General features: G+C 61.3%; 23 protein-coding genes. 18 read left to right on the top strand and 5 right to left on the bottom strand.

Annotated elements, in window-relative coordinates; translation table 11 throughout:
• The first annotated feature begins 110 nt into the window (after window positions 1–110).
• From ALQ04_RS17630 to ALQ04_RS17575, 12 genes are read left to right on the top strand one after another with little or no spacing between them, the layout of a single operon-like run.
• Window positions 111–1,763, top strand: a complete 1,653-nt coding sequence (locus ALQ04_RS17630; protein ID WP_122317031.1) for a lipoprotein UxpA — start codon at window positions 111–113, stop codon at window positions 1,761–1,763.
• Window positions 1,760–2,188, top strand: a complete 429-nt coding sequence (locus ALQ04_RS17625) for a pilus assembly protein PilZ (RefSeq protein ID WP_122317030.1) — start codon at window positions 1,760–1,762, stop codon at window positions 2,186–2,188. Before ALQ04_RS17630 ends, ALQ04_RS17625 begins: the two co-directional genes overlap by 4 nt.
• A gap of 2 nt (window positions 2,189–2,190) precedes the next feature.
• A complete protein-coding gene (gene gspD, locus ALQ04_RS17620) occupies window positions 2,191–4,134 on the top strand; it encodes a type II secretion system secretin GspD (RefSeq protein ID WP_122317029.1) in 1,944 nt (647 codons plus the stop codon).
• Window positions 4,135–4,139: 5 nt separating this feature from the next.
• A complete protein-coding gene (locus ALQ04_RS17615) occupies window positions 4,140–5,588 on the top strand; it encodes a GspE/PulE family protein (protein ID WP_122317146.1) in 1,449 nt (482 codons plus the stop codon).
• 3 nt (window positions 5,589–5,591) lie between these two features.
• Complete coding sequence (gene gspF / locus ALQ04_RS17610; protein WP_122317028.1) at window positions 5,592–6,794, top strand: type II secretion system inner membrane protein GspF; 1,203 nt, start codon at window positions 5,592–5,594, stop codon at window positions 6,792–6,794.
• Window positions 6,795–6,811: 17 nt separating this feature from the next.
• Entirely contained in the window at window positions 6,812–7,249 is a 438-nt protein-coding gene (gene gspG / locus ALQ04_RS17605; RefSeq protein ID WP_122317027.1) for a type II secretion system major pseudopilin GspG, read from the top strand.
• 2 nt (window positions 7,250–7,251) lie between these two features.
• Window positions 7,252–7,701: a prepilin-type N-terminal cleavage/methylation domain-containing protein gene (locus ALQ04_RS17600; RefSeq protein WP_122317026.1), complete on the top strand. Its 450-nt coding sequence runs from the start codon at window positions 7,252–7,254 to the stop codon at window positions 7,699–7,701.
• Window positions 7,698–8,063 carry a type II secretion system protein gene (locus tag ALQ04_RS17595; RefSeq protein ID WP_122317025.1) on the top strand — a complete coding sequence of 122 codons (366 nt, stop codon included), beginning with the start codon at window positions 7,698–7,700 and terminating at the stop codon, window positions 8,061–8,063. Before ALQ04_RS17600 ends, ALQ04_RS17595 begins: the two co-directional genes overlap by 4 nt.
• Window positions 8,060–8,650, top strand: coding sequence for a PilW family protein (locus ALQ04_RS17590; protein WP_122317024.1), 591 nt, complete (start codon window positions 8,060–8,062; stop codon window positions 8,648–8,650). The genes ALQ04_RS17595 and ALQ04_RS17590 overlap by 4 nt, the downstream gene beginning before the upstream one ends.
• Window positions 8,651–8,664: 14 nt before the next feature.
• Window positions 8,665–9,783 (top strand): type II secretion system protein GspL, encoded by a 1,119-nt coding sequence (locus tag ALQ04_RS17585; protein ID WP_122317023.1) that lies wholly within the window; start codon window positions 8,665–8,667, stop codon window positions 9,781–9,783.
• The gene (gene gspM / locus ALQ04_RS17580) at window positions 9,780–10,217 is read left to right on the top strand and encodes a type II secretion system protein GspM (RefSeq protein WP_122317022.1); all 438 of its coding nucleotides are present in this window, start codon (window positions 9,780–9,782) and stop codon (window positions 10,215–10,217) included. Before ALQ04_RS17585 ends, gspM begins: the two co-directional genes overlap by 4 nt.
• Window positions 10,214–10,888, top strand: coding sequence for a general secretion pathway protein GspN (locus ALQ04_RS17575; RefSeq protein ID WP_122317021.1), 675 nt, complete (start codon window positions 10,214–10,216; stop codon window positions 10,886–10,888). The genes gspM and ALQ04_RS17575 overlap by 4 nt, the downstream gene beginning before the upstream one ends.
• 3 nt (window positions 10,889–10,891) lie before the next feature.
• Here the strand turns inward: ALQ04_RS17575 and ALQ04_RS17570 are convergent, their stop codons facing one another.
• Entirely contained in the window at window positions 10,892–11,347 is a 456-nt protein-coding gene (locus ALQ04_RS17570; RefSeq protein ID WP_122317020.1) for a DUF721 domain-containing protein, read from the bottom strand.
• Window positions 11,348–11,654: 307 nt separating this feature from the next.
• Here ALQ04_RS17570 and secA point away from each other — a divergent pair, with 307 nt between their 5' ends.
• The 4 genes from secA (at window position 11,655) to ALQ04_RS17550 (ending at window position 17,417) form a co-directional block, all read left to right on the top strand.
• Window positions 11,655–14,390: a preprotein translocase subunit SecA gene (secA, locus tag ALQ04_RS17565; RefSeq protein WP_122317019.1), complete on the top strand. Its 2,736-nt coding sequence runs from the start codon at window positions 11,655–11,657 to the stop codon at window positions 14,388–14,390.
• Between the two features lie 112 nt (window positions 14,391–14,502).
• Complete coding sequence (gene argJ, locus ALQ04_RS17560; protein ID WP_122317018.1) at window positions 14,503–15,720, top strand: bifunctional glutamate N-acetyltransferase/amino-acid acetyltransferase ArgJ; 1,218 nt, start codon at window positions 14,503–14,505, stop codon at window positions 15,718–15,720.
• Window positions 15,721–15,846: 126 nt separating this feature from the next.
• A complete protein-coding gene (locus ALQ04_RS17555; protein ID WP_122317017.1) occupies window positions 15,847–16,479 on the top strand; it encodes a glutathione S-transferase family protein in 633 nt (210 codons plus the stop codon).
• Window positions 16,476–17,417 carry a Nudix family hydrolase gene (locus ALQ04_RS17550; RefSeq protein ID WP_122317016.1) on the top strand — a complete coding sequence of 314 codons (942 nt, stop codon included), beginning with the start codon at window positions 16,476–16,478 and terminating at the stop codon, window positions 17,415–17,417. The genes ALQ04_RS17555 and ALQ04_RS17550 overlap by 4 nt, the downstream gene beginning before the upstream one ends.
• Window positions 17,418–17,475: 58 nt before the next feature.
• Here ALQ04_RS17550 and ALQ04_RS17545 read toward each other — a convergent pair whose 3' ends face one another.
• From ALQ04_RS17545 to ALQ04_RS17535, 3 genes are read right to left on the bottom strand one after another with little or no spacing between them, the layout of a single operon-like run.
• Window positions 17,476–18,042 (bottom strand): cob(I)yrinic acid a,c-diamide adenosyltransferase, encoded by a 567-nt coding sequence (locus ALQ04_RS17545; protein ID WP_122317015.1) that lies wholly within the window; start codon window positions 18,040–18,042, stop codon window positions 17,476–17,478.
• A gap of 15 nt (window positions 18,043–18,057) precedes the next feature.
• Entirely contained in the window at window positions 18,058–20,097 is a 2,040-nt protein-coding gene (locus ALQ04_RS17540) for an ATP-binding protein (protein WP_122317014.1), read from the bottom strand.
• A gap of 44 nt (window positions 20,098–20,141) precedes the next feature.
• Window positions 20,142–21,062 (bottom strand): putative 2-dehydropantoate 2-reductase, encoded by a 921-nt coding sequence (locus ALQ04_RS17535; RefSeq protein ID WP_122317013.1) that lies wholly within the window; start codon window positions 21,060–21,062, stop codon window positions 20,142–20,144.
• Window positions 21,063–21,234: 172 nt separating this feature from the next.
• On the opposite strand from ALQ04_RS17535, the gene ALQ04_RS17530 reads away from it, so the two are divergent.
• Together ALQ04_RS17530 and ALQ04_RS17525 are read left to right on the top strand one after the other, a co-directional pair.
• The gene (locus ALQ04_RS17530) at window positions 21,235–21,714 is read left to right on the top strand and encodes a YajQ family cyclic di-GMP-binding protein (protein ID WP_122317012.1); all 480 of its coding nucleotides are present in this window, start codon (window positions 21,235–21,237) and stop codon (window positions 21,712–21,714) included.
• Between the two features lie 121 nt (window positions 21,715–21,835).
• Complete coding sequence (locus tag ALQ04_RS17525; RefSeq protein WP_122317011.1) at window positions 21,836–22,666, top strand: mechanosensitive ion channel family protein; 831 nt, start codon at window positions 21,836–21,838, stop codon at window positions 22,664–22,666.
• A 63-nt stretch (window positions 22,667–22,729) separates the two neighbouring features.
• Here ALQ04_RS17525 and ALQ04_RS27070 read toward each other — a convergent pair.
• Window positions 22,730–22,922, bottom strand: a 193-nt coding sequence (locus ALQ04_RS27070; RefSeq protein WP_221033408.1) for a hypothetical protein, incomplete at its 5' end; no start/stop codon positions are given.

The raw sequence follows: 22,922 nt of genomic DNA, 5'->3' as shown, positions 1-22,922 counted from the left end.
TTGTAACAAGAGGCCAATCCGGGGCACGGTTAAAAATCTGCCATCAAAATGTCATTTTTCATCGCCAATATGCCGCCCCTGTAAAGGATTAGCCTCAGGACACAAGAACGATGGCTTCAATGGCGCGGCGCGATGTGTTGGGATGGATGGCGGCAGGTGCGATGGCGCCGTTGCTTTCGGCTTGCTCAAGCCTTCAGAACAACGGTGCTGTGGCCAGGGATGCCTTCGTCGATCTGCTGTATGTGGCCGATACCCTCGATGCGCGCCAGCCAGGCAAACCAGTGGTGCCTGCCACCCGCCTGGGACCTGCGACCCGTATCGGCCAGGCGCCCTGGATCAGCGGGGCCAATGCTCGGGTTAACACTGTCGGCCAGAGCGAGATCAACGGCCTGCTCGATGCCAGCCTGAGCCAGAACATCGAAACCGGCGGTTACCCGGTACTGGCTGCGCTGCTGCAGCGTTTTCGCCACGAAGCGGGCGAGGGCAACAGCCTGACCCTGGAAAACGGTCAGTGCTGGAATGGCAGCGGCCTGGCCTATCTGACTCAGGGAAAATCCGGCGCACAGGGTAGTGCCTTGCTGGGCAGTGAAGTGCGGGTCAGTAGCGATGAGCGTCTGCTCTGGCCGCAACAGTGTGCCGGTCTGTATCGCCAGTTCGCTCATCCGGTACTGGGTGCAGACCTGGCAGCCGATACCCGCCAGCGTCTGGGAACCGAAGCCGTGGCGTTGTTTCGGCGTGGCGGAATCCGGATTGCGGTGGTGGGCATCACGGACCCTTTTGCCCGCGATCAGAAAGCGTCTCTCAAACAATGGCATGACAGCCTGCAGCCGGCACTTGAGCGTGCGCGGGCCGATGCCGATCTGGTGATTGCCCTGGCGGATGTCGGTACCGGGCCGGGTTTCTGGCTGGCCGAGCGTCTGCCGCAGATCGACCTGCTGTTGTGTGCCCGTGGCCAGGATCTCTGGCCGCAGCCCGTGGAAGTTGTGCAGCCTTCTGGCAAGCGCGTACCGGTGGTGTTTGCCGGAACCCGCGCCAGCGGCGCCTTTCGCATTCGTTGCCAGATGGCCGCCGGGCAATGGCAGTTCAGCGCGCGCTTTCATCCCGCTTTGGAAAGCACATTGACGGCTGCCGATCAGCTTCAGGCCCAGCGGATCCGGCAGATCGCCCAGCAACAGCGCGCAGCCCATGCCAGTTGGCTCGATCAGCCATTGGCGCGGGCGCCGGAAAATCTCTGGCGTCGCGATGTGCGCGGCGGCAGTTGGGATCGCCTGCTGCATGAGGCGCTGGCCGAACGTCCGGACAGCGCCGTATTGCTGCCCGGCCTGCGTTATGACAGCCCGCTGTCCCAAGGGCAGATGATTACCCGCGAACACCTGATCAGCCTGACCGCCAGCTACCCGGCGCCAGTGGTGGATGTGGCGGCGCGCCAGGTCCCCAGGGTGCTGGAAAATGCCGCCGAGCAAATGTTCGGTGAGCCGCTGTTGCTGGACAACAGTCAGGATCTTCCACGCTGGCTGGGCCAGCCCTGGGAAGTCACTTACAGCGCCGATGGCAAGCGGGTCAGTGGTGTCGGTGAACCTTCCGGGCAATGCCGCACCTTTGGCCTGGGCTTCGATGCCAAGACCGGTCAGCCGCTCTGGCAGCACGTCGAAGCCTGGCTTCGCGAACGTCCTGCCGATTGGCGCCTGGCGCCTTTGCAACTGCCCCGGATGCGCTACGTACAAGGTCATCCCGGCTGGCATCCACGCGAGTCGGCGACATGATTCGTCTGGCCTGGACCAGCCATATCGTTCTGGTGATGTTGATCGGCTGGCTGGCGGCGCAGTGTGTGCTGCAAGCCTGGCATGGGCTGACTCCCGCAGCGGTCGGCAACGTGCCGACCACACCTGTGGCGGACCTGCTGAGCCGGCATTGGCGAGCGGGGCCGGTGCTCAGCAATGAGTTGCCCCTGACCACACTGAGCATCGAATACCTGGGCGGCCTCAAGGCCAGTCCGCTGAGCTCCACGGTGGTGGTGCTGCGGTACGAACAACGTCAACGCACCCTGGGCCGAGGCCAGAAACTGGCGCCCGGCATTTTCTTGCAGGACATCGACGAACTGGGCCTGGTGTTCGACAACAATGGCAAGCGCGAGCGTTTGCCCTGGCCTCCGCAACGGCCGTCCTTCGGCTTCAGGCAACAGGGATAAGCATGACCATCAATCGTCTCAAGCAGCCACTGCGACTTGCCTTTCTGTTATGCGCCTTGGCAATCAGCGGTGTGGGCGCTGAAGAGGAGCCGTTGTACGAGGTCAACTTTGTCGATACCGAACTCAGCGAGTTCATCGACAGCGTTTCGCGTATCACCCGCACCACCTTCATCATCGATCCGCGGGTCAAGGGCAAGGTTACTGTGCGCAGCAGCGAGATGCTGGGCAGCGAAGAAATCTACGCTATCTTCTTGTCGCAATTGCGCGCCCAGGGTTTTGCGGCGGTCGACCTGCCAAACGGCAGCGTCAAGATCGTGCCCGATCAGGCCGCTCGCCTGGAGCCGGTTCCGGTCGAGTCGACGCGCAATGTGGGCCAGGCCAACGATGGCATGGCCACGCGAGTGTTCAATGTGCGCAATGCCGCCAGCGAACAGATGCTCAATATCCTCAAGCCGCTGATCGACCCGCGGGTGGGGGTGATCACGCCGTACCCGTCGGCCAACCTGCTGGTGATTACCGACTGGCGCAGTAACCTGGATCGTATCGACAGCCTGTTGGTCCAGCTTGATCAGGTGAGCCAGGAACCTTTGGAAGTGTTGCCGTTGAAGAACGCCAATGCCAATGACACCGCGCTACTGGTCACCCGTTTGCTGGCCCGCGAACAGGGTGCTGACAGCGCGCAGGTGGTGGCCGACCCGCGCAGCAATGCCTTGCTGGTGCGCGGCAGTACCGACAGCCGCGCCAGGGTGCGAGCCTTGCTCAAGCAACTGGATAAACCCTACGACCCGCAACACAACGCCAATACCGTGGTGATCTACCTGCGCCATGCCAATGCCGCCGAAGTGGTCAAGGTGCTGCGCGGTCTGAGTCAGGACATCGCGGCTCCGGCATCTTCCGCCCAGGGCGAAGAAAAGTCCCTGCCGATAAGTACTTCGGGCATCCGTATGGAATACGAAGAGGGCACCAATGCGGTGGTGATGGTCGGGCCGGACAGCGAGTTGACGGCCTATCGCAGCATCGTCGAGCAACTGGATATCCGGCGTGCCCAGGTGGTGGTCGAGGCGATCATTGCCGAAGTCTCGGACACCCGCGCTCAGGAACTGGGCGTGCAATGGCTGTTTCAGGGCGACAACTTCGGCGGCGGCGCGATCAACTTCAGTGGCAATGCGGCCAGCGTCACCAGCGTCGGGGCCTTGGCGCAAGCCAACGATACGGCCGGCCTGAGCCAGTTGTTGTCGGGCGTTCAGGGCGTGACGGCTGGCGTCGGCAACCTGAGCGGCGGCGGGCTGAATTTCCTGGCGCTGCTCAATGCCCTGAAAAGCCAGAGCGGTTTCAACCTCCTGTCGACCCCGACCTTGCTGACCCTGGATAACGCCGAAGCGTCGATCATGGTCGGTCAGGAAGTACCGTTCGTGACCGGCTCGGTGACGCAGGACAACACCAACCCGTACCAGACCATCGAGCGCAAGGAGGTCGGTGTGAAGCTGCGCATCAAGCCGCAGATCAACATCGACAACACTGTGCGCCTGGATATCATCCAGGAAGTCTCGTCGATTGCCGACAGCGTCGGTGCCAGCGATGTCATCACCAACAAGCGCGAGATCAAGACCAAGGTCATGGTCGAGGATAACGGGCTGGTGGTGCTGGGCGGCCTGATCAGCGACGAGTCGAGTACCAGCGATCAGCGGGTGCCCTTGCTGGGTGATATTCCAGTGCTGGGTCGCCTGTTTCGTTCCGATGCCAAGCAACGGGTCAAACAGAACCTGATGGTTTTCATTCGCCCGCGCATCATGCGTGACGGCGAAACCCTGGCTCAGCTCAGCAGCGAAAAATACCGCAACCTCAAGGCCGACACCTCGCTGCCGCTGCCGGGTATCGCTGATGGCGACACGCTGCTGCAATTGTTCCCGGCCAGCCGCGAGCGTCTGGAACGAGACGCATGGTGAGCGCGTTGTTGCCTTACCGGATCGCCCGCCAGAGCGGTGTCGCCAGGGTTCCCGCCGATGCGGGCTGGCACTTGTGGCTACGCTGCGGCAGCGATACCGACATCCTGCAGGAAGTGATGCGCGTGCATGGCCTGCCGGCTGCGGTCGAGCACCTTTCGAGCGAGGATTATGAAACCCGGCTGGGCTCGCTCTATCAGGCCGGAGAGTCGGCGACCGCAGCGTTGATCGATGGCATTGGCGAGCAGGTCGACCTCGACAGCCTGATGAGTGAGCTGCCGAAGATCGAAGATCTGCTGGAGAACGACAACGACGCGCCGGTCATTCGCCTGATCAACGGCCTGTTCGGGGAAGCCCTGCGTCTGCGGGCTTCGGATATTCATGTGGAAACCTTCGAGGCCAGCCTGGTGATCCGTCTGCGCATCGACGGCCACCTGCGCGGAGTGCTGCGCCCGCCGCGTGCGTTGTCGACGATGCTGGTGTCGCGGATCAAGGTCATGGCCCGGCTGGATATCGCCGAAAAACGCCAGCCGCAGGATGGCCGGATCACCTTGCGCTCTGCCGGGCGCGAAGTGGATATCCGGGTTTCGACCTTGCCGGGCATTCATGGCGAGCGCGTGGTGATGCGGGTGCTGGACAAGCAGGCGAGCCTGCTGGAACTGGGCAACCTCGGCATGCCATCTGATGTGGAACAAGGACTGCGCGCCTGCCTGCAGCGCCCCAACGGCATCGTGCTCAGCACCGGCCCGACCGGCTCGGGCAAGACCACCACGCTCTATGCCAGCCTGAACAATCTCAACGATGGTTCCTGCAACATTCTCACCGTCGAAGACCCGGTGGAATATGCGATCACCGGCATCGGCCAGACAGCGATCAATCCCAGGGCCGGAATGACCTTTGCCAATGGCTTGCGAGCGATTCTGCGCCAGGACCCGGACGTGATCATGATCGGTGAAATCCGCGACCGGGAAACCGCGCAGATTGCAGTGCAGGCCAGCCTGACCGGGCATCTGGTGCTTTCCACTTTGCACACCAACAGCGCGGTGGGCGCGGTGACCCGTTTGCGCGACATGGGCATCGAACCCTTCCTGATCGCTTCAACACTCAAGGGCGTGCTGGCGCAACGGCTGGTGCGGCGTTTGTGTCATTGCGCGATCCCGCAGCCCTTGCAGGAGGTCGAGCGAATGCTGTGGCCGGAACTGGCCGGGCTGAGCGAGAGCTTTCACCCGCAAGGTTGCGAGTCCTGTCAGGGCACTGGCTATGACGGGCGAATGGGCTTGTACGAATTCATCGAGCTGGACGCCGGGCTGATTGCCTTGCTCTACGACGGTGCCAGCGAAGTGGCGATGCATGACTATCTGGCCGACAAGCGCCAGAGCCTGGTGGCCATGGCCACTGAATGTCTGCGTCGTGGCGAAACCAGTCTGGCGCAGGTCTTGCGCGCTGTGCGGGGCTGATCGGTGCCGACTTATCGTTATCAGGCCCTCGATCCGGCCGGGCGCACGCGCAAGGCCAGCCTGCAGGCGGAAAACGAACGGCATGCGCGGCAGTTGCTGCGCGAGCAGGGACTGTTTGCCCGCGACTTGCAGATCCAGAGTCCGAGCACTCGCAGCCCGCGCGGCCAGCGGCTTAATCACACCCAGTTGTGCGAACTGACACGCCAGTTGGCGACCCTGTTGAGCGCTGGTATTCCGCTGGTGGATGCCCTGGCGACGCTTGAGCGGCAACTGGCCGAGCCGGCGATTCGCAATCTGCTGGTGGCGGTGCGCGGCTCGCTTGGCGAAGGTCACAGCCTGGCGCAGAGCCTGCGGCGCCAGGGCGGACTGTTCAACGGATTGTATTGCGCATTGGTCGAGGCGGGCGAGCGCTCCGGCAAGCTGGCCCCGGTACTGGAGCGACTTGCCGAGCACCTTGAACAGGTTCAGCGTCAGCGGCACAAGGCGCGCACCGCAATGATCTATCCGGCGGTGCTGATGCTGGTATCGCTGGCGGTGGTGATTGGCCTGATGACTTTCGTGGTCCCCAAGCTCACCGAGCAATTCAGCCATACCGGGCAGAGCCTGCCGCTGATTACTCAACTGTTGATCGGCATCAGCGAAGGGCTGCTGCGGGTCGGCCCGTGGTTGCTGGCGCTGGGGTTTCTGGCGGCCATGGCGGCGGGCTTTCTGCTGCGCAAGGCGCATTGGCGCTTGCGTCTGGATCGCGGGTTGCTGCGCCTGCCCAAGGTCGGCCCGTTGCTGACCGTACTGGAAAGCGCACGGCTGTCCCGCAGCCTGGCGATTCTGGTGGGCAGTGGTGTGCCGCTGCTCGAAGCCCTGCAAGTGGCGACTGCCACGGTGGCCAACCGCGAAGTACATCGGGCTCTGCAAGCGGTGCGCGAGCAGGTCGAAGGCGGCGTCAGCCTGCATCGGGCCCTGAATGCTGCCGGACATTTCCCGCCGCTGCTGCTCAACATGGTTGCCAGTGGCGAGGCCAGCGGCACCTTGCCGGACATGCTCGAACGGGTTGCCGACAACCAGGAGCGCGGTTTCACCCGTCAGGTGGACATGCTCATGGCCCTGTTCGAGCCCTTGATGATTCTGCTGATGGGCGGCGTGGTGCTGTTCATCGTCCTGGCTGTGCTGCTGCCGATCATGCAGCTCAACCAGGGACTTACTTTCTGATCATGGAGAACCGTCTTATGCCTGCGTCTTTCCTGCGCCGCCAGCGTGGTTTCACGCTGATGGAAATCATGGTGGTGATCTTCATCATCGGTCTGTTGATTGCCGTGGTTGCGCCCAGCGTCCTGGGCAATCAGGACAAGGCCATGCGCCAGAAAGTCCTGGCCGACCTGTCGACGCTGGAGCAGGCGCTGGACATGTATCGCCTCGATAACCTGCGCTACCCCAGCAGCGAACAGGGCCTTGGTGCGTTGACCAGTGCCCCCACCGTTGAGCCGCTGGCGCGTTCCTGGCGAGCCGATGGCTATATCCGTCGTCTGCCGGCGGACCCGTGGGGCAACCCGTATCACTATCGCGCTCCCGGCGAGCACGGACGTATCGACATCTATTCGCTGGGTGCCGACGGCGCGCAGGGCGGCGAAGGGACCGATGGCGATATCGGTAACTGGAACCTCTAGACGTGAAGATGTCACGGGGCTTTTCACTGCTGGAGATGCTGGTGGTGTTGCTGATCATCGGCCTGTTCAGCGGCCTGAGTGTGGCCTGGCTGGATTCAGGACAGGCCCCGATGCAGCAGGCCCTGGAGCAACTGGCTGCCGAAGCCCGGACCCGCGCCGCGCAAGCCCGGCACAGCGGTGAGGTGTCGGGAATGCGCTGGAATGGCCGCCAGCCGGAGTTCGTGCGCATGACCCGCAGCAAGGATCAAACGCTCTGGGTGTTGGATGCGACCCGCATGAAAGCGTGGCCCGCAGGGTTGCTGGCCGACTGGCCGGTATCCGCCGAACCGCGAGTGGTGTTCACCCCGGCGGGTGTCGCTGCTGCGGTGAATCTCAACTGGCAATGGCCCGAAGGACGACAGCGCTGGGAATGGCGCACCGACAACAGCCTGACCCAGGTGAAGCTGCCATGAAGCGTCAGCGCGGCTTCACTCTGCTGGAGGTCATGGTCGCGCTGGGTATCGCAGCGGTCATGACCATGATGGTCAGTCAGATGTTGCGCCAGCGCATCACTGTGCATCAGGCCGTGCAGCAACATCGCCTCGGCGCCTTGTGTGCCCGCGAGCTGGAGGCGAGTTTCGGGGTCGAGCGCTACTGGCCGCAGATCAACAGGGTCAGCGGTGAGTTGCAGCAGGGCGACAAGACCTGCTACTGGCGGCTTGAACTGGGCATGACTGGCGTCCAGCACTTGCGTCGCGGAGAGCTGGCGCTGTTCGCCGCCCGCGATGAGCGCGAGCCGCTGGGCAACTTCACCGTGTTTCTGGTGCGTCCGTGAGGCATCGGCAGCGTGGCCTGACCCTGGTCGAATTGCTGGTGGCCATGGCGTTGACGGCGGTGGTCGGTGTGGTGCTGGCGGCGTTGGTAAACGGCTGGATCGCGGTTCGCGAGCGGCTGGCCGAACCGGGCAACGAACCGCTGGTACTGGAATTCTGCCTGGCGCTGGAGCGGCGTCTGGATGGACTGGTGCTGCGCCGTCTGTATGAACAGCGCCTGCCGTTGCCGCTGACCTGGCTCGACTGGCAGCCGGGCGCCAATCAACTGAACTGGGTCGCGTTGACCGCCTGGCCCGAGGTTGCAGGGCAATCGAGATTGCAGCGGCAGCGGCTGGAGTTCAGCCCGCGCGAGCGGCGCCTGAGCCTGTCGACTTCGGCGGACCTGTATGCCGCCGGTGCGCCGCGCTGGGACGCTCGTGAGCGGTTGGACGACATCGAGCAGGTGCGCTTCAGCTTTTATCAGGGAACCCGCTGGCTGGCGTTTCCTTCCACCGTCGCATTGCAGCCCGATCGGGGCGTGCGACTCGAATTCGAGCGTCATGGAGCGCCTTATGTCTGCACCTTCAGCTTGCCCGATAGCCGTCCGTGAAGCGGGTTGTCGCCATGTTTGAACGCTGGGGCGCCAGGCGGCGTGCGGCACGCCACTGGTTGTTGCTGCGTCCTGCGCTCAACGCGGCGCAGGCCTGGCAATGGCGACGTGTGCCGGGGAACGAACACGGCGACTGGCCGCCGCCTGCGCATTTTCTACAGAACACGCTTGCCCTGATTATCCCTTCGGCACAGTGCAGCCATTTTCAGGTGCCAGCGCCACCGGGCCTCAAGCCCCATGAGTGGCCGCAACTGCTGGAAGAGCAGTTGCAGCAGCCTGCCGAAGAGCTGCAGGTCAGTTGCCTGTCGCGGGTCGCCGGGCATCTGCAATTGATGGTGGTGGAGCGGGCGCTTGTACAGCGCTGGCTGGCTGAATGCGAAGAGCGCGGCATCGCGCCGGATTACCTGTGGGCCGAGATGCAATTGCTCCCAGCGCAGGCGGTGGGCCAGACCCTGTGCTGGTCGCGTGCCGAGGGTCGTTGTCTGTTGCGCGGCGCCGAAAATGGCGTACAGCAGTGGCTGGTATGGCCGGAAATCCTGGGTGATGTGCCTGACGACTGGCGTCATCCGAGCAATGACATGACCGGCCCGTGGCCAGAGCAGTGGGCCGCATTGGCTCGCTTGCCCAATCTGTTACCGCGCTCTGGCCAGCGCCGCTCCAGGCCCCGGCGCCGAACGCTGCCTTTTAGCAAAACCCAGCTGGGTCTGGCCGGGATCAGTGCGGTGCTGGCTCTCTGCTGGGGCGCTCTGATGCTGGTCCAGTTCTGGCAACAGGTGCCAGTCTGGAAAGCCCAGGTCGAAGCCGTGACCGGCCCGGTTGCCACTGCTCAGCAAGCAACGCGGCAGTTGTCCCGTCTGCAGGCCGAACAGACCGACTGGCGCAGCCGTCAGCAGCAGATTGTCGAACTGGAACAGGCCGTGGCGCTGTGGCTCGACAGTCAGCAGAGCTGGGGCGTGTCCGGTACTTACTTCGACGGGCGAACCTTGCGTCTGGTCCTGAACGGCAGTACCCCGGCTCCGGCCCTGGAGCACTGGCAGAGCATGGCCAGGGCCGTGGGTGCGAAGGTCAGCGTCGAAGCCGACCCCAAGACGGCTCTGCTGACGCTCAATTTCAATCTGGATGCGCAACCATGAACGGCTTGTTTCTGCGCGCTTCAAGCGCCTTCGCTGCACTGCCGCCAGCTCGACGCTACGCATTGCTGGCCGGCTGGGTGATGGTTCTGACCCTGTTGCTGGTGCTGATCGGTCGTCCGTTACTGGCCTGGGGCAAGGAACTGCGGCAATGGCCGCTTCTTGCGCAGCAGGCCCAGGCGCTGAGCCCCGGCCCTGCATTCAGCGGCGAATACTGGCAGGCGCTTGCCAGTGCCCGCGGGCTGGTGCTGACGCGGGTCGAACAGCGAGGCGATATCTGGCAACTGCAAGGTGAACTGACTCGCGCCGAAACCCTGGCGCAGGTGCTGCGCAGTATTCAGGAGCAGGGCGGGCGGCCGCTGCGCTGGAGCCTCGAACAAGGGCATCAAGGGTTGGTATTCAGTCTGGACGTGGGTCGTAGCGAGGGGCATCCATGAAGCGCAGGTTATGGGCGGTCGGCGCATTGGTGTTTGCTCTGACGCTTGCGCTGAATGCGCCAGCCGCGTTTCTCGCCCGTTTCGTCAACTGGGCACCCGACTGGCAGCCGCAAGGTATCCAGGGAACCCTGTGGCGCGGACAGATGCAGCGACTGGGTGCCATCGGGCCTTTGCGCTGGGATATTCGTCCGTGGAGCGGTCAGGCACAGGTCAATGCCGGTTTTCAGCAGCAGGGCTGGGAATTGAACGCGCAGGGCTGGCCCTGGGCATGGCGCGCGGAGTTGATGCCTGTCACGGGGCGGGTCACGCCAGCCACAGGCTACGTGCTGGACGGTCGCTGGCAGGGCCGCTTGCTGATTCAGGGCCGCGGCGCAACGTGCATGTCCAGCCAGGGGGAGTTGTCCGGCAAGGATCTGGCGTTGCTGTCGCCGTGGATGGTGCTGTTGGGCAACGCTCAGCTCAGGCTTGAGTGCCGGGGAGGGCTGAAGTTGTTGGCTGAGGTCCGGCGCGATGCAGAGCATCGTTTCGAGATCGGGCTGGAACCTGCCATGAGCCGGATCAAACTCAGTGGCCAGGTCGAGCCCGAGGCCATGGTGACGCCGGTGCTGGTTCAGGCAGGTCTGCTCAAGCCGGGCGCGTCGCAATTTGAAACGGTTTTGGGCAAGCGCTGAACGTTACTTCTTGTCTTTGGCGTGACTGGCCAGACGTTCCAGCGCGGCGCGCAGTTTCGGATCGCTGATGCCATCGGCGGTGGCCTGGATGCTTTCGGCGGCTGCGGTCGACAAGTCGATGGTATGACCGACGGCTCCCCGAGGCACGGTAGGAGGCTGTACCTTGAAGACAATGCGCGTCAGGTTGGCGAATTCGTTGAAAGCGACCAATTGCCGCTGCAGGCGCTTTTGCTGATAGCGCAGCCGCGTGGCCCAGTGACCGTCGGTCACAATCAGCAACAGGCTGCCTTCGCGCCATGAAGCCACATGGCAATGCTCGCGGGCGGCAGGTTGCAACTGGCTTTCCAGCAGGCGCTGAAGGTGGCTCAGACGCTCGGCATGGCGAAAAATGGCCTTGAGCGGCTTGGCATCGCGCAGCAGAACGACGGGAGTTCGAGCGGTGATGGGACGAAAGGCCATGGATGCGTTGCCGGCGTGTGACGAGGCCATCATGTTAACAGAAAGCGTTGTTGCAGCTTCGTTCGGCGGCATTTCCGTGCTTTTATATGCAAATCAATGAGTAACTTCTCTCCCGAATGGGTTGAAGTGTTAAAGAATGGCCCCATTGTAAGTCTGCCCCGTCACAGCGCTGTGCCAGCATCGTGGAATAACGCCACTTTCCTCACCATCGTTTCCGGGTAGAATACTCGTTCGCATGCGGCCATAAGGCTGCACGGGCGACTCACGGGGCCGCCCTCCATTCCTATGTGTGGAAGATCCTGTCGATATGTTTGCGCCTTTGTTAAAAAAACTTTTTGGAAGCAAGAACGAGCGTGAAGTCAAGCGCATGCTCAAGACGGTACAGATCGTCAATGCCTTCGAAGAGCAAATGGTGGCCCTTTCGGACGAGCAACTGCGTGCCAAGACCGAAGAGTTCAAGGCCCGCATAGCCAAAGGCGAGACCCTCGATAAGCTCCTTCCCGAAGCTTTCGCGGTTGCGCGTGAAGCCGGCAAGCGTGTCATGGGTATGCGCCACTTCGACGTGCAGTTGATCGGCGGCATGACCCTGCATGAAGGCCAGATCGCCGAAATGCGTACCGGTGAGGGCAAGACCCTGGTAGGTACGCTGGCCGTTTACCTGAACGCACTGTCCGGCAAGGGCGTCCACGTGGTTACCGTGAACGACTACCTGGCACGTCGTGACGCCAACTGGATGCGTCCGCTGTACGAATTCCTCGGCCTGACCGTAGGGATCGTCACGCCATTCCAGCCGCCGGAAGAGAAGCGCGCTGCCTACGCTTCCGACATCACCTACGGCACCAACAACGAATTCGGTTTCGATTACCTGCGCGACAACATGGCTTTCAGCATGGAAGACAAGTTCCAGCGTGAGCTCAACTTCTGCGTGATCGACGAAGTCGACTCGATTCTCATCGACGAAGCCCGTACCCCGCTGATCATTTCCGGTCAGGCCGAAGACAGCTCCAGGCTGTATACCGAAATCAACCGCCTGATTCCGCGTCTGGTGCGGCACATCGAGGAAGTGGAAGGCGAGGTTACCAAGCCGGGCCACTACACCATCGACGAGAAGAGCCGTCAGGTCGAGCTGAACGAAGCCGGTCACCAGTTCATCGAAGAACTGCTGACCGAAGTCGGTCTGCTGGCCGAAGGCGAGAGCCTGTACTCGGCGCATAACCTGGGCCTGCTGACCCACGTGTATGCCGGTCTGCGTGCCCACACGCTGTTCAACCGCAACGTCGAATACATCGTTCAGGATGGCCAGGTTCTGCTGGTCGACGAGCACACCGGTCGTACCATGCCGGGCCGTCGCCTGTCCGAAGGCCTGCACCAGGCCATCGAGGCCAAGGAAAACCTCAACATCCAGGCCGAAAGCCAGACGCTGGCGTCGACCACTTTCCAGAACTACTTCCGTCTGTACTCCAAGCTGTCCGGCATGACCGGTACGGCCGACACCGAAGCGTTCGAGTTCCACCAGATCTACAGCCTGTCGGTGATGGTCATCCCGCCGAACAAGCCGCTGGCGCGCAAGGACTTCAACGACCTCGTCTACCTGACGGCGGAAGAGAAGTACGCGGCAATCGTTACCGACATCAAGGCCTGTCTGGCGGAAAACCGTCCGGTGCTGGTGGGTACGGCGACCATCGAAACCTCCGAGCACATGTCCAATTTGCTCAACAAGGAAGGTATCGAGCACAAGGTCCTGAACGCCAAGTTCCACGAGAAGGAAGCGGAAATCATCGCCCAGGCCGGTCGTCCGGGCGCGCTGACCATCGCCACCAACATGGCCGGTCGCGGTACCGATATCCTGCTCGGCGGTAACTGGGAAGTCGAAGTTGCCAACCTCGAAAACCCGACCGACGAACAGATCGCACAGATCAAGGCCGACTGGCAGAAACGTCATCAGCAGGTGATCGAAGCGGGCGGCCTGCACGTCATCGCTTCCGAGCGCCATGAATCGCGCCGTATCGACAACCAGTTGCGTGGTCGTGCCGGTCGTCAGGGCGATACCGGTTCCAGCCGTTTCTATCTGTCCCTGGAAGACAGCCTGATGCGCATCTTTGCCTCTGACCGGGTGAAGAACTTCATGAAGGCCCTGGGCATGCAGTCCGGCGAAGCGATCGAGCACCGCATGGTGACCAACGCTATCGAAAAGGCGCAGCGCAAGGTAGAAGGTCGCAACTTCGATATCCGCAAGCAATTGCTGGAATTCGACGACGTTGCCAACGAGCAGCGTAAAGTGATCTACCACATGCGTAACAGCCTGCTGTCGGCCACCAATATCGGTGACACCATCAGCGACTTCCGCGAAGAAGTGCTCAACGGTCTGATCAGTCAGCACATTCCGCCACAATCGCTGCCCGAGCAGTGGGATGTTGCCGGTCTGGAGGCGTCGCTCAACAGCGATTTCGCCGTGAAGCTGCCGATCCAGCAATGGCTCGACGAAGACGATCACCTGCACGAAGAAACCCTGCGCGAGAAGATCCTGGCCGAGTTGCTGGTCGCCTACACCGAGAAGGAAGATCAGGCCAGCGCCGAAGCGCTGCGCACCTTCGAGAAGCAGATCCTGCTGCGCGTGCTGGACGACCTGTGGAAAGACCACCTGTCGACCATGGACCACCTGCGTCACGGTATCCACCTGCGCGGTTATGCACAGAAGAACCCGAAACAGGAATACAAGCGCGAGTCCTTCACCCTGTTCCAGGAACTGCTGGATTCGATCAAGCGCGACACCATCCGCGTGCTGTCCCATGTTCAGGTTCGTCGCGAAGATCCCGAGGAAGAAGAGGCGCGCCTGCGTCGCGAATCCGAAGAGCTTGCCAAGCGCATGCAATTCCAGCACGCCGATGCACCGGGCCTGGAAGAGCCGGCACTGGTTGAAGAGGCCGGTGATGTGGCTGTTGCTTCCGCGCCGGTTCGCAACGACATGAAACTGGGCCGCAACGAGCTGTGCTGGTGTGGTTCGGGCAAGAAGTTCAAGCACTGTCACGGCCAGATCAGTTAAGGCTCTGACTCTGTAATACCCCACGCCGCGACCGGCTTACCCGTCGCGGCGTTTTTTCATTGATTGCCGTACCGCTACGGACGGCGCAGATACTGCTCAAGGAGCGCACCTCATGGCTGTTGGTCTTGGTCCTTTGCCTACATTGCATCCGGTTCCCGGTTTTGAACTCGGCATCGCTTCTGCCGGCATCAAGCGTCCGGGGCGCAAGGACGTCGTCGTCATGCGATGTGCCGAAGGTTCCAGTGTTGCTGGCGTGTTCACCCTGAATGCGTTCTGCGCTGCACCGGTCATTCTGGCCAAGAAGCGTGTTCAAGGCCCGGTGCGCTATCTGTTGACCAACACCGGTAATGCCAACGCCGGTACCGGCGAGCCAGGCCTGGCTGCCGCCACGCGTACCTGCGCCAGACTGGCCGAGCTGACCGGTGTCGATGCCAGCGCAGTACTGCCTTATTCCACCGGTGTGATCGGCGAGCCGCTGCCTGTGGAAAAGATCGAAGGCGCACTGCAGGCCGCACTCGATGACCTGTCTGTGGATAACTGGGCTGCTGCCGCGACCGGCATCATGACCACCGACACCTTGCCAAAGGGCGCCAGCCGCCAGTTCCAGCACGATGGCGTGACCGTCACCGTGACCGGCATCAGCAAGGGCGCGGGCATGATCCGTCCGAACATGGCGACCATGCTGGGCTACATCGCCACCGACGCCAAGGTTTCGCAGAGCGTGTTGCAGGACCTGATCCGCGACGGCGCCAACAAGTCGTTCAACCGCATCACCATCGATGGCGACACCTCCACCAACGACTGCTGCATGCTGATCGCCACCGGCCAGGCCAATGTGCCGGAAGTGACCGAGGCCAAAGGTCCGCTGTTTGAGGCCCTGAAAAAAGCGGTCTTTGAAGTGTGCATGGAAGTGGCTCAGGCCATCGTGCGTGACGGCGAAGGCGCGACCAAGTTCGTGACAGTCGAAGTCAATGGCGGCGGCAACCATCAGGAATGCCTGGACGTCGGCTATGCCGTTGCCCATTCGCCGCTGATCAAGACTGCGCTGTTCGCCTCCGACCCTAACTGGGGCCGCATCCTGGCCGCTGTTGGCCGTGCCGGTGTGCCGGATCTGGATGTCAGCAAGATTGACGTGTTCCTTGGTTCCGTGTGCATCGCCAGCCAGGGCTGCCGCGCTACCACCTACACTGAGGAGCAGGGTTCGGCGGTCATGGCTCAGGAAGAGATCACCATCCGTATCGAACTGGGCCGCGGCGCTTGCAGCGAAACCATCTGGACCACCGACCTGTCCCACGAATACGTGAAGATCAACGCCGAATACCGTACCTGATCGATACCGCCTTGCCCCGTCGCGGGCAAGCCCCCTCTCACAATGGGTTACGTTTACTCTGTGGGAGGGGCCTTGGCTGCGACAGCGGTATTCCAGACGATAAATATGCATAGGCAGGAATCAACGATGTCTCTACACCTCATCATCGGCGACAAACGTTATTCTTCCTGGTCGCTGCGCCCATGGCTGGTGCTGGCGATGACTGGCGCAGCTTACACCGATCAGGTGATTCGCCTGAACCAGCCGGAAACCCGCGAACAGATCCTGCAATTCTCGCCAACCGGCAAGGTCCCTGCGCTCCAGTGCGAGCACGGAACCATCATCGATTCGCTGGCGATCTGCGAATACCTGGTCGAGCGCTTCCCTGAAGCCGATCTGTGGCCGCGTGATATCGCCGCCCGTGCCCAGGCCCGTTCGGCGTGTGCACAGATGCACAGCGGTTTCATGAGCCTGCGTTCCAACATGCCGATGGACCTGCATCGCGATCAGGCTCTGGAAGTCATTCCGGTCGACACGCAATACGACATCGACCGCATCGTCGCCCTGTGGGCCGAGTGCCGTGCCGCGTCAGCCGAGAATGGTCCGTTCCTGTTTGGTCAGCCGAGCATTGCCGACGCCTTCTTTGCCCCGGTGGCCATTCGTTTGCGCGGCTACCGCGTCGCGTTGCCCGCCGAAGCGCTGGCCTATATCGAAACCCTTTACCAGTGGCCGGCTTTCCAGCGCTGGCAGCAGGCTGCATTGCAGGAGGTCGAGGCGTGAAACGTGTGCATGTGGCCGCCGCCGTGATTCGTGGCGCTGACGGCAGGATTCTCATCGCCAAGCGTGCCGATACTCAGCATCAGGGCGGTCTGTGGGAGTTTCCCGGTGGCAAGGTGGAAGACGGCGAAGCTGTCCAGGCCGCATTGAGCCGTGAACTGCAGGAAGAGCTGGGGATTGGCGTTACAGCGGCGCGCCCGCTGATCAAGATCCAGCACGATTACCCGGACAAACAGGTGTTGCTGGATGTCTGGGAAGTTTCAGCCTTCAGCTGCGAGCCCCATGGCGCCGAAGGGCAGCCACTGGTCTGGGCCAGCCAGCGCGAACTGGCTGGCTATGAGTTTCCTGCGGCCAACAAGCCGATAGTGGCAGCCGCACGCTTGCCGAGTGATTACTTGATCACGCCCGACGGGCTGGAAACCTCCGAGCTGCTGCGTGGCATGCAGAAAGCCATCGCTGGCGGTATCAAGCTGGTCCAGCTACGCGCGCCGCGTGGCTATGACCCGAAGTATCGTGATCTGGCAGTGGATGCTGTGGGGCTGTGCGCTGGCAAGGCCCAACTGATGCTCAAGGGGCCGCTGGAATGGCTGGGTGATTTCCCGTCAGCCGGCTGGCACCTGACTGCCGAGCAACTGCGCAAGTACGCCAGTCGCGGTCGCCCGTTTCCTGAAGAGCGCTGGCTGGCAGCTTCCTGCCATAACGCAGAAGAGCTGGCCTTGGCCGAGCAGATGGGCGTGGATTTCGTCACCCTGTCGCCGGTCCAGCCTACTCAGACCCATCCGGACGCGCAGCCTTTGGGCTGGGAAGAGGCATCGCGATTGATCGCAGGCTTCACCAGACCGGTATTCCTGCTGGGCGGTGTCGGACCTGACGAGCGTCAGCGCGCCTGGGAATGCGGCGCGCAGGGTGTGGCCGGAATCCGTGCGTTCTGGCCTGACTGATAGCAACGCTATTGAGATTGGGAGGGGCTTGCCCCCTTCCACAATTTCATCCCGTCAATCAAACAGGCTTTGGCGCTGGCTGCCAGAGGATTTCAGCTATTCCCTGGCGTCTTGCGATAATCCGCGCCGCGACAAACAACAAGTCTGACAGCCGGTTGATATAAGCCAACCCGACCCCAGCCAATGGTTCCAGCGCATTGAGATGCTGGCAGCGGCGTTCGGCGCTGCGCGCCAGGCTGCGGCAGACATGGGCCTGGGCGATCAGCATCGAGCCGCCTGGCAGGATGAAGTTTTCCAGCGGGCCGACTTCCTCGTTCCACAGGTCGATAGCGGCCTCCAGTCGTTCGACTTCAGCACTGTTCAGCGCCTGATAGGCCGGCATGGCCAGTTCGCCGCCGAGGTCGAACAGACGATGCTGACAAGGGCTCAGCACATCGCTCACTTCCTTGAGTGAAGGGTGTTCGGCCAACCCGGCCAGCAGCAGCCCCAACTGACTGTTGAGCGTATCGACTTCACCGATGGCCTCGACCCGCGGATGATCCTTGGGCACGCGGCGGCCATCGCCCAGGCCGGTTTCACCGGTATCGCCGGTACGGGTGTAAATCTTCGACAAACGAAAGCCCATCTTTCTGGCTCCTGATTAAAGCTTGGAAATAACCTGCTGTTGCACATTCACCTGATGGGCCACTAACGGCAGGCGCAAGGTGAAGCAGGTGCCCATGCCGATGGACGATTGCACTTCCATCTGGCCTTTATGGTTGTTGGTGATGATGAAGTACGACACCGACAGCCCCAGGCCAGTGCCCTGGCCGATTTCCTTGGTGGTGAAAAACGGCTCGAAAGTGCGTTTGCGGACGTTCTCGGCCATTCCGATACCGTTGTCCTCGACCTGAATCTCTGCCCATGGCGGGTTGAGCCGGGTGCGCAGGGTGATGCGTCCGTCCTCGACTTCATTTTCCGCACGCTGGTGAATTGCCTGCGCGGCGTTCTTCAACAGGTTGAGCAATACCTGCTCCAGTTCGTTGGGTATACAGGGCACTGGCCCCAGTTCCGGGTCGAACTGGCGAATGATGTGCTGGCCCTTGAAGTCGAAACCGATTGCCAGATCAAAGTCATTGCCGGCGATTTCCAGCGCCTGATCGATCAGGGCAGGCAGTTCGCAGGGCGTCAACTGGCGGTTGCTCAGGCGACTGAAGTTGAGCATATGGCTGACGATCTTGGCCGCCCGGGCGCCTGCCTGCTGGATGCCGTCGAGCAGTTGCGGCACGCCACGGCTGGTCAGGTAATGATTGACGGTGTTCAGGTCGATGCCATCGGACTCGGCCTGCTCGATGTTCTTCGGCAGCTCTGGCGACAGGCGACGGCGGATGTTCTGCACGTTATGCAGGATCGCCCCCAAGGGGTTATTGATCTCATGGGCCATGCCCGCCGCCAGCCCGCCGACTGACAGCATCTTTTCCGACTGCACCATCATTTCTTCCAGCGAGAGCCGCTGGGTGATGTCATCGATACGGATCACCACGCCGCGGCCTGCATCGCCGGTGAGCGGATAGAAGGTCAGCGCATAGCTGCGCGGCTCGTCGTTCTTGATCCAGGTGACGCGCTCGATCTTGGTCACGCTGTGGCGCTCAACGGTCTGCTTGATCTGCGGCAGGAACGAGCGCATCGGCTCGAAGGCAATGAAGATCGGTTGGTTGAGCGCTTCGTCCAGGGTCGTGCCGGACAGGGCGGTCGCTTCCTGATTCCATTGAGTGACATACAGCTGCTCGTCCAGGGCAATCATTGCCGAGGGCATCGAGTCGATGATGCTGTTGAGGTAGTTCTGAAAGCCGGTGAGTTTTTTCTCGATCTTGCTGCGAACCTGTACTTCCAGTTCCAGCTTGCGGTTGGTATGACGGGTCTCTTCGGCCATGCCTTGCGCCTGGGCATAGGCTTCCTGAGAGTCGTCGCGCGCACGTTTGAGTTGCTGTTCTCGGGCTTCGATCCGCGACAGCATGGTATTGAAGGCTTCGGCCAGATTGCCGATCTCGTCCTCGTTGCCGGGGCCGGCTCGCAGCGCATAGTTTTCTTCGCGGGTGACCTGACGCGACAGCTCTTCGAGTTGATAGATCGGCTCGGTAATCAGGCGCCGAATCTGCCGGGCCACCACCAGCCACAACAGCACGCTGAAAATCAGAATGCCCAGGCTGGCGGTCAGCGTGCCGGTGTAGAACGCCGTCGGCAGTTCGCTGCTGGCGACCAGCAACAGATGGCCCGGGGCCTGATCGCCTTTGGGCACGCTGATGATTTGCGTGTTGCGAAACTCGGTCAGGCGCCAGCTTTCGATATCGCCGTAATGTTCCGGCAGATGCAGGGCTTCCCCCTGTTGCATTTGTGCCAGACGTCGCCCGTTGTTGTCGTAGATCGCTGCAGCCCGCAGCGGGCCGTAGCTCTTGAGTTCCTTGAGCAGCGCGTTGGCATTGCGCGGCGAGTTCAAGGCCTGTTCGTTGAGGTTGGGACTGCTGATCAGGCGCCCGATGGTCTGCAGGGCCTGTGGAGCCATGGCTTCCTGAGAGATGTAATAGGCGGCGCTGATGAAGGTCAGGTTGGCGACCAGCAGCACCGTGGTCAGCAAGACCAGCAGGGCGGCCAGCAGCTTCTGGCCAACGGGCAGGTTTTCTAGGCGCTGGCGCAATGGCATGGGGCAAATCACAGGCGAGGGATGAACCAGCAGGGTAGCGTGAGCTAGTCGGTACGCAAACCCTTGCTTGCAAGATGGCTGGTCAGGCGCGTCTGCAATTGCTGCAAGTGAGGCACGACGCATTGATGACGCAGCGCCGCTGCACAGGCGTAACCCAGCAAGTAGCTGATTTCCGTACGGCGGCCATGGGCCACGTCCTGGTACATCGACGAGTAATTGGCTGCCGTGGCCCCGATCACCCGTTGCACCTCAGTGTGCAGGTCCTGGGCCGCAGCGGGTTGACCACAGCGCTCCAGCAGGTCGGCAAGTTCGGCGCACAGCGTCGCCACTTCGCAGTGATGCTCCAGCAGGCCGCCGTTGCGACAGTCATGCAGCACGGTCAGTGGATTGATGGCGCAATTCAGGGCCAGCTTGCGCCACAGGCGGGTCAGGATGTCGGGCGTCCATTCATGGGCAATACCGCTATCCTGCAGGTCTTGCAGGAAAGTTGGCGGCGTCGGCTCGCGGACATCGCCCAGCCATGTATAGCCATGACCGGCGAAGACCACGCGCCAGTCCGCTTCGCGAAAGGCACCTTCGGTGCTTGAGGCAAAGATGCAGCGGGCATGAGGGATACGCGCTGCCACGGCATCCTGGCTGCCCAGGCCGTTTTGCAGCAGGATCACTTCGGCGTTACGGTGCAGTCGCGGCGCAACATCTGCTACCGCCTGTTCGGCGTCATAGGCCTTGCAGGCCACCAGCAGGCGCTCGATAGGCTCGTTGCTGTCGGTGGTCTGGGCCGGGATGAATATCGGTCGGGCCACGCCATTTTCCACCAGCGTCAGGCAGCCGCCATTGGCCTGATAGGCGTTCAGCCGTTCGGCATTGCGCAGCACCAGGCGCACTGCAACACCTGCGCGTGCCAGTCGGGCGGCCCACAGACTGCCCAGGCTGCCAGCGCCGAGTACATGCCAGATGGCGGCCATCAGAAATGCATATCCGGAAGATTGAACGGCTTTGCCGCAATGAAATCGGATGTCGACATGAAAGGCTCGCAGTAAAGGCTGGAAAAGTCTCGTTATAATGAGCGTTCTTTCATACCGTCAAGTCACGCGCGTTCGCTTTTTGCCGGACGCGCCGTTTATCTGGAGAAATTACATGCCATCGTTCGACGTAGTGTCCGAATTGGATAAACACGAAGTCACTAATGCCGTCGATAACGCCATCAAAGAGCTGGACCGTCGCTACGACCTCAAGGGCAAAGGTACTTTCGAGTTCAAGGAACTGACCGTCACGCTCACCGCCGAGGCAGAGTTTCAGCTTGAAGCGATGATCGAAATCCTCAAGCTTGCCCTGGTCAAGCGCAAGATCGATGTGAAATGCCTGGAGGTCAAGGACGCCTTTGCTTCGGGCAAGTTGATGAAGCAGGAAGCGGTGCTCAGGGAAGGTATCGACAAGGAGCTGGCAAAGAAAATCGTCGCCCATATCAAGGACGCTAAACTGAAAGTGCAGGCTGCCATTCAGGGTGAACAAGTGCGCGTCACGGGTAAAAAGCGCGATGACCTGCAAGATGCCATTGCTTTACTGCGTACATACGACTCGGGAATGCCGCTGCAATTCAACAACTTCCGTGACTAGGTAATGCTGGCTACCTGGGAACCCTTTATTCCCTGGTATGTCCGAACACCCCTGTAAACGCTGAAATGATTGTTTCCGGCAGTCCTTTCAAGATTGGTTCGTGACAGGCAGGAGAAACAAGATGGATTTGAGCGCAGAAGTCGATCAGCTGTGGATAACTTCACAAAGCTGGATTCCGATGATCATGCAATACAGCAGCCGGGTGCTGCTGGCGCTGGTAACACTGAGTATTGGCTGGTGGTTGATCAACAGGTTGACCAGCAAGGTAGGCGCATTGCTGGCACTGCGTAATGCCGATCTGGCATTGCAGGGTTTTGTCAGCAGCCTGGCCAACATCATCCTCAAGATTCTGTTGGTGGTGAGCGTCGCCTCGATGATCGGTGTGGAAACCACCTCGTTCGTTGCGGCCATTGGTGCTGCGGGTCTGGCTATTGGCCTGGCATTACAGGGCAGCCTGGCTAATTTTGCCGGTGGCGTGCTGATTCTGCTGTTTCGCCCGTTCCGTATCGGTGACTGGATCGAGGCGCAAGGTGTGGCGGGTACGGTCGATAGTATCCAGATTTTCCATACCGTATTGCGTACCGGCGATAACCGCACGGTGATCATGCCCAACGGCAATCTGTCCAACGGCATCATCACCAATACCAACCGTCAGCCGACCCGCAAGATCGTGTTCGATATCGGCGTCAGCCCGGATGCCGACTTGAGGAAAGCCCTGGAAGTCTTGCTGGAGATGGCCAAGGACCCGCGTGTGCTGGAAGATCCGGCTCCGCAGGCGGTAGTCGCGGCGCTGGGTGAGAACGCAATTACTCTGTCGTTGCGGGTATGGACCAAGACCGGTGATCTGGGCGATGTGAGTTCGTTCTTCAATATCGAAGCACGTGACCGCCTGAAAGCCGCGGGTATCGAGATTCCTTCACCACAACGCATGGTGCGTGTGGTTCAGGAGTAAGCGACCCCGATCAGAAGCTCGCGGTTTCACAATGACTGTGCAACCGCGAGCTTTCTGACTCCTTCAAGGCAGTACGCCTTGATGCGCAAATATTTGCGCACCTCTCGCCATTAAAAACACCCTCAAAACCCCTTCAGCCCCTTTACGGATAAGGCTTTCCGAGTGCTTGCGCAACATTCTGCGCAGGTGCGCACAGGCTTGCGCGCTTTTTGGTTGTTTTTGTATGAAAAACAACCAGTTTTTATGGGTTTTAAAT

It is taken from the genome of Pseudomonas cichorii (assembly GCF_003700275.1).
Classification (GTDB): Bacteria; Pseudomonadota; Gammaproteobacteria; order Pseudomonadales; family Pseudomonadaceae; genus Aquipseudomonas; species Aquipseudomonas cichorii_B.
Note: the sequence above shows the minus strand (reverse complement) of the source record. Positions and strands in the feature narration are given on the sequence as shown.

Coding starts and splice junctions, on each gene's coding strand:
- ALQ04_RS17630 (WP_122317031.1), top strand. CDS start 111: ATGGCTTCAATGGCGCGGCGCGATGTGTTGGGATGGATGGCGGCAGGT.
- ALQ04_RS17625 (WP_122317030.1), top strand. CDS start 1,760: ATGATTCGTCTGGCCTGGACCAGCCATATCGTTCTGGTGATGTTGATC.
- gspD (WP_122317029.1), top strand. CDS start 2,191: ATGACCATCAATCGTCTCAAGCAGCCACTGCGACTTGCCTTTCTGTTA.
- gspG (WP_122317027.1), top strand. CDS start 6,812: ATGCCTGCGTCTTTCCTGCGCCGCCAGCGTGGTTTCACGCTGATGGAA.
- ALQ04_RS17595 (WP_122317025.1), top strand. CDS start 7,698: ATGAAGCGTCAGCGCGGCTTCACTCTGCTGGAGGTCATGGTCGCGCTG.
- ALQ04_RS17585 (WP_122317023.1), top strand. CDS start 8,665: ATGTTTGAACGCTGGGGCGCCAGGCGGCGTGCGGCACGCCACTGGTTG.
- gspM (WP_122317022.1), top strand. CDS start 9,780: ATGAACGGCTTGTTTCTGCGCGCTTCAAGCGCCTTCGCTGCACTGCCG.
- ALQ04_RS17575 (WP_122317021.1), top strand. CDS start 10,214: ATGAAGCGCAGGTTATGGGCGGTCGGCGCATTGGTGTTTGCTCTGACG.
- ALQ04_RS17570 (WP_122317020.1), bottom strand. CDS start 11,347: ATGGCCTTTCGTCCCATCACCGCTCGAACTCCCGTCGTTCTGCTGCGC.
- secA (WP_122317019.1), top strand. CDS start 11,655: ATGTTTGCGCCTTTGTTAAAAAAACTTTTTGGAAGCAAGAACGAGCGT.
- argJ (WP_122317018.1), top strand. CDS start 14,503: ATGGCTGTTGGTCTTGGTCCTTTGCCTACATTGCATCCGGTTCCCGGT.
- ALQ04_RS17555 (WP_122317017.1), top strand. CDS start 15,847: ATGTCTCTACACCTCATCATCGGCGACAAACGTTATTCTTCCTGGTCG.
- ALQ04_RS17545 (WP_122317015.1), bottom strand. CDS start 18,042: ATGGGCTTTCGTTTGTCGAAGATTTACACCCGTACCGGCGATACCGGT.
- ALQ04_RS17540 (WP_122317014.1), bottom strand. CDS start 20,097: ATGCCATTGCGCCAGCGCCTAGAAAACCTGCCCGTTGGCCAGAAGCTG.
- ALQ04_RS17535 (WP_122317013.1), bottom strand. CDS start 21,062: ATGGCCGCCATCTGGCATGTACTCGGCGCTGGCAGCCTGGGCAGTCTG.
- ALQ04_RS17530 (WP_122317012.1), top strand. CDS start 21,235: ATGCCATCGTTCGACGTAGTGTCCGAATTGGATAAACACGAAGTCACT.
- ALQ04_RS17525 (WP_122317011.1), top strand. CDS start 21,836: ATGGATTTGAGCGCAGAAGTCGATCAGCTGTGGATAACTTCACAAAGC.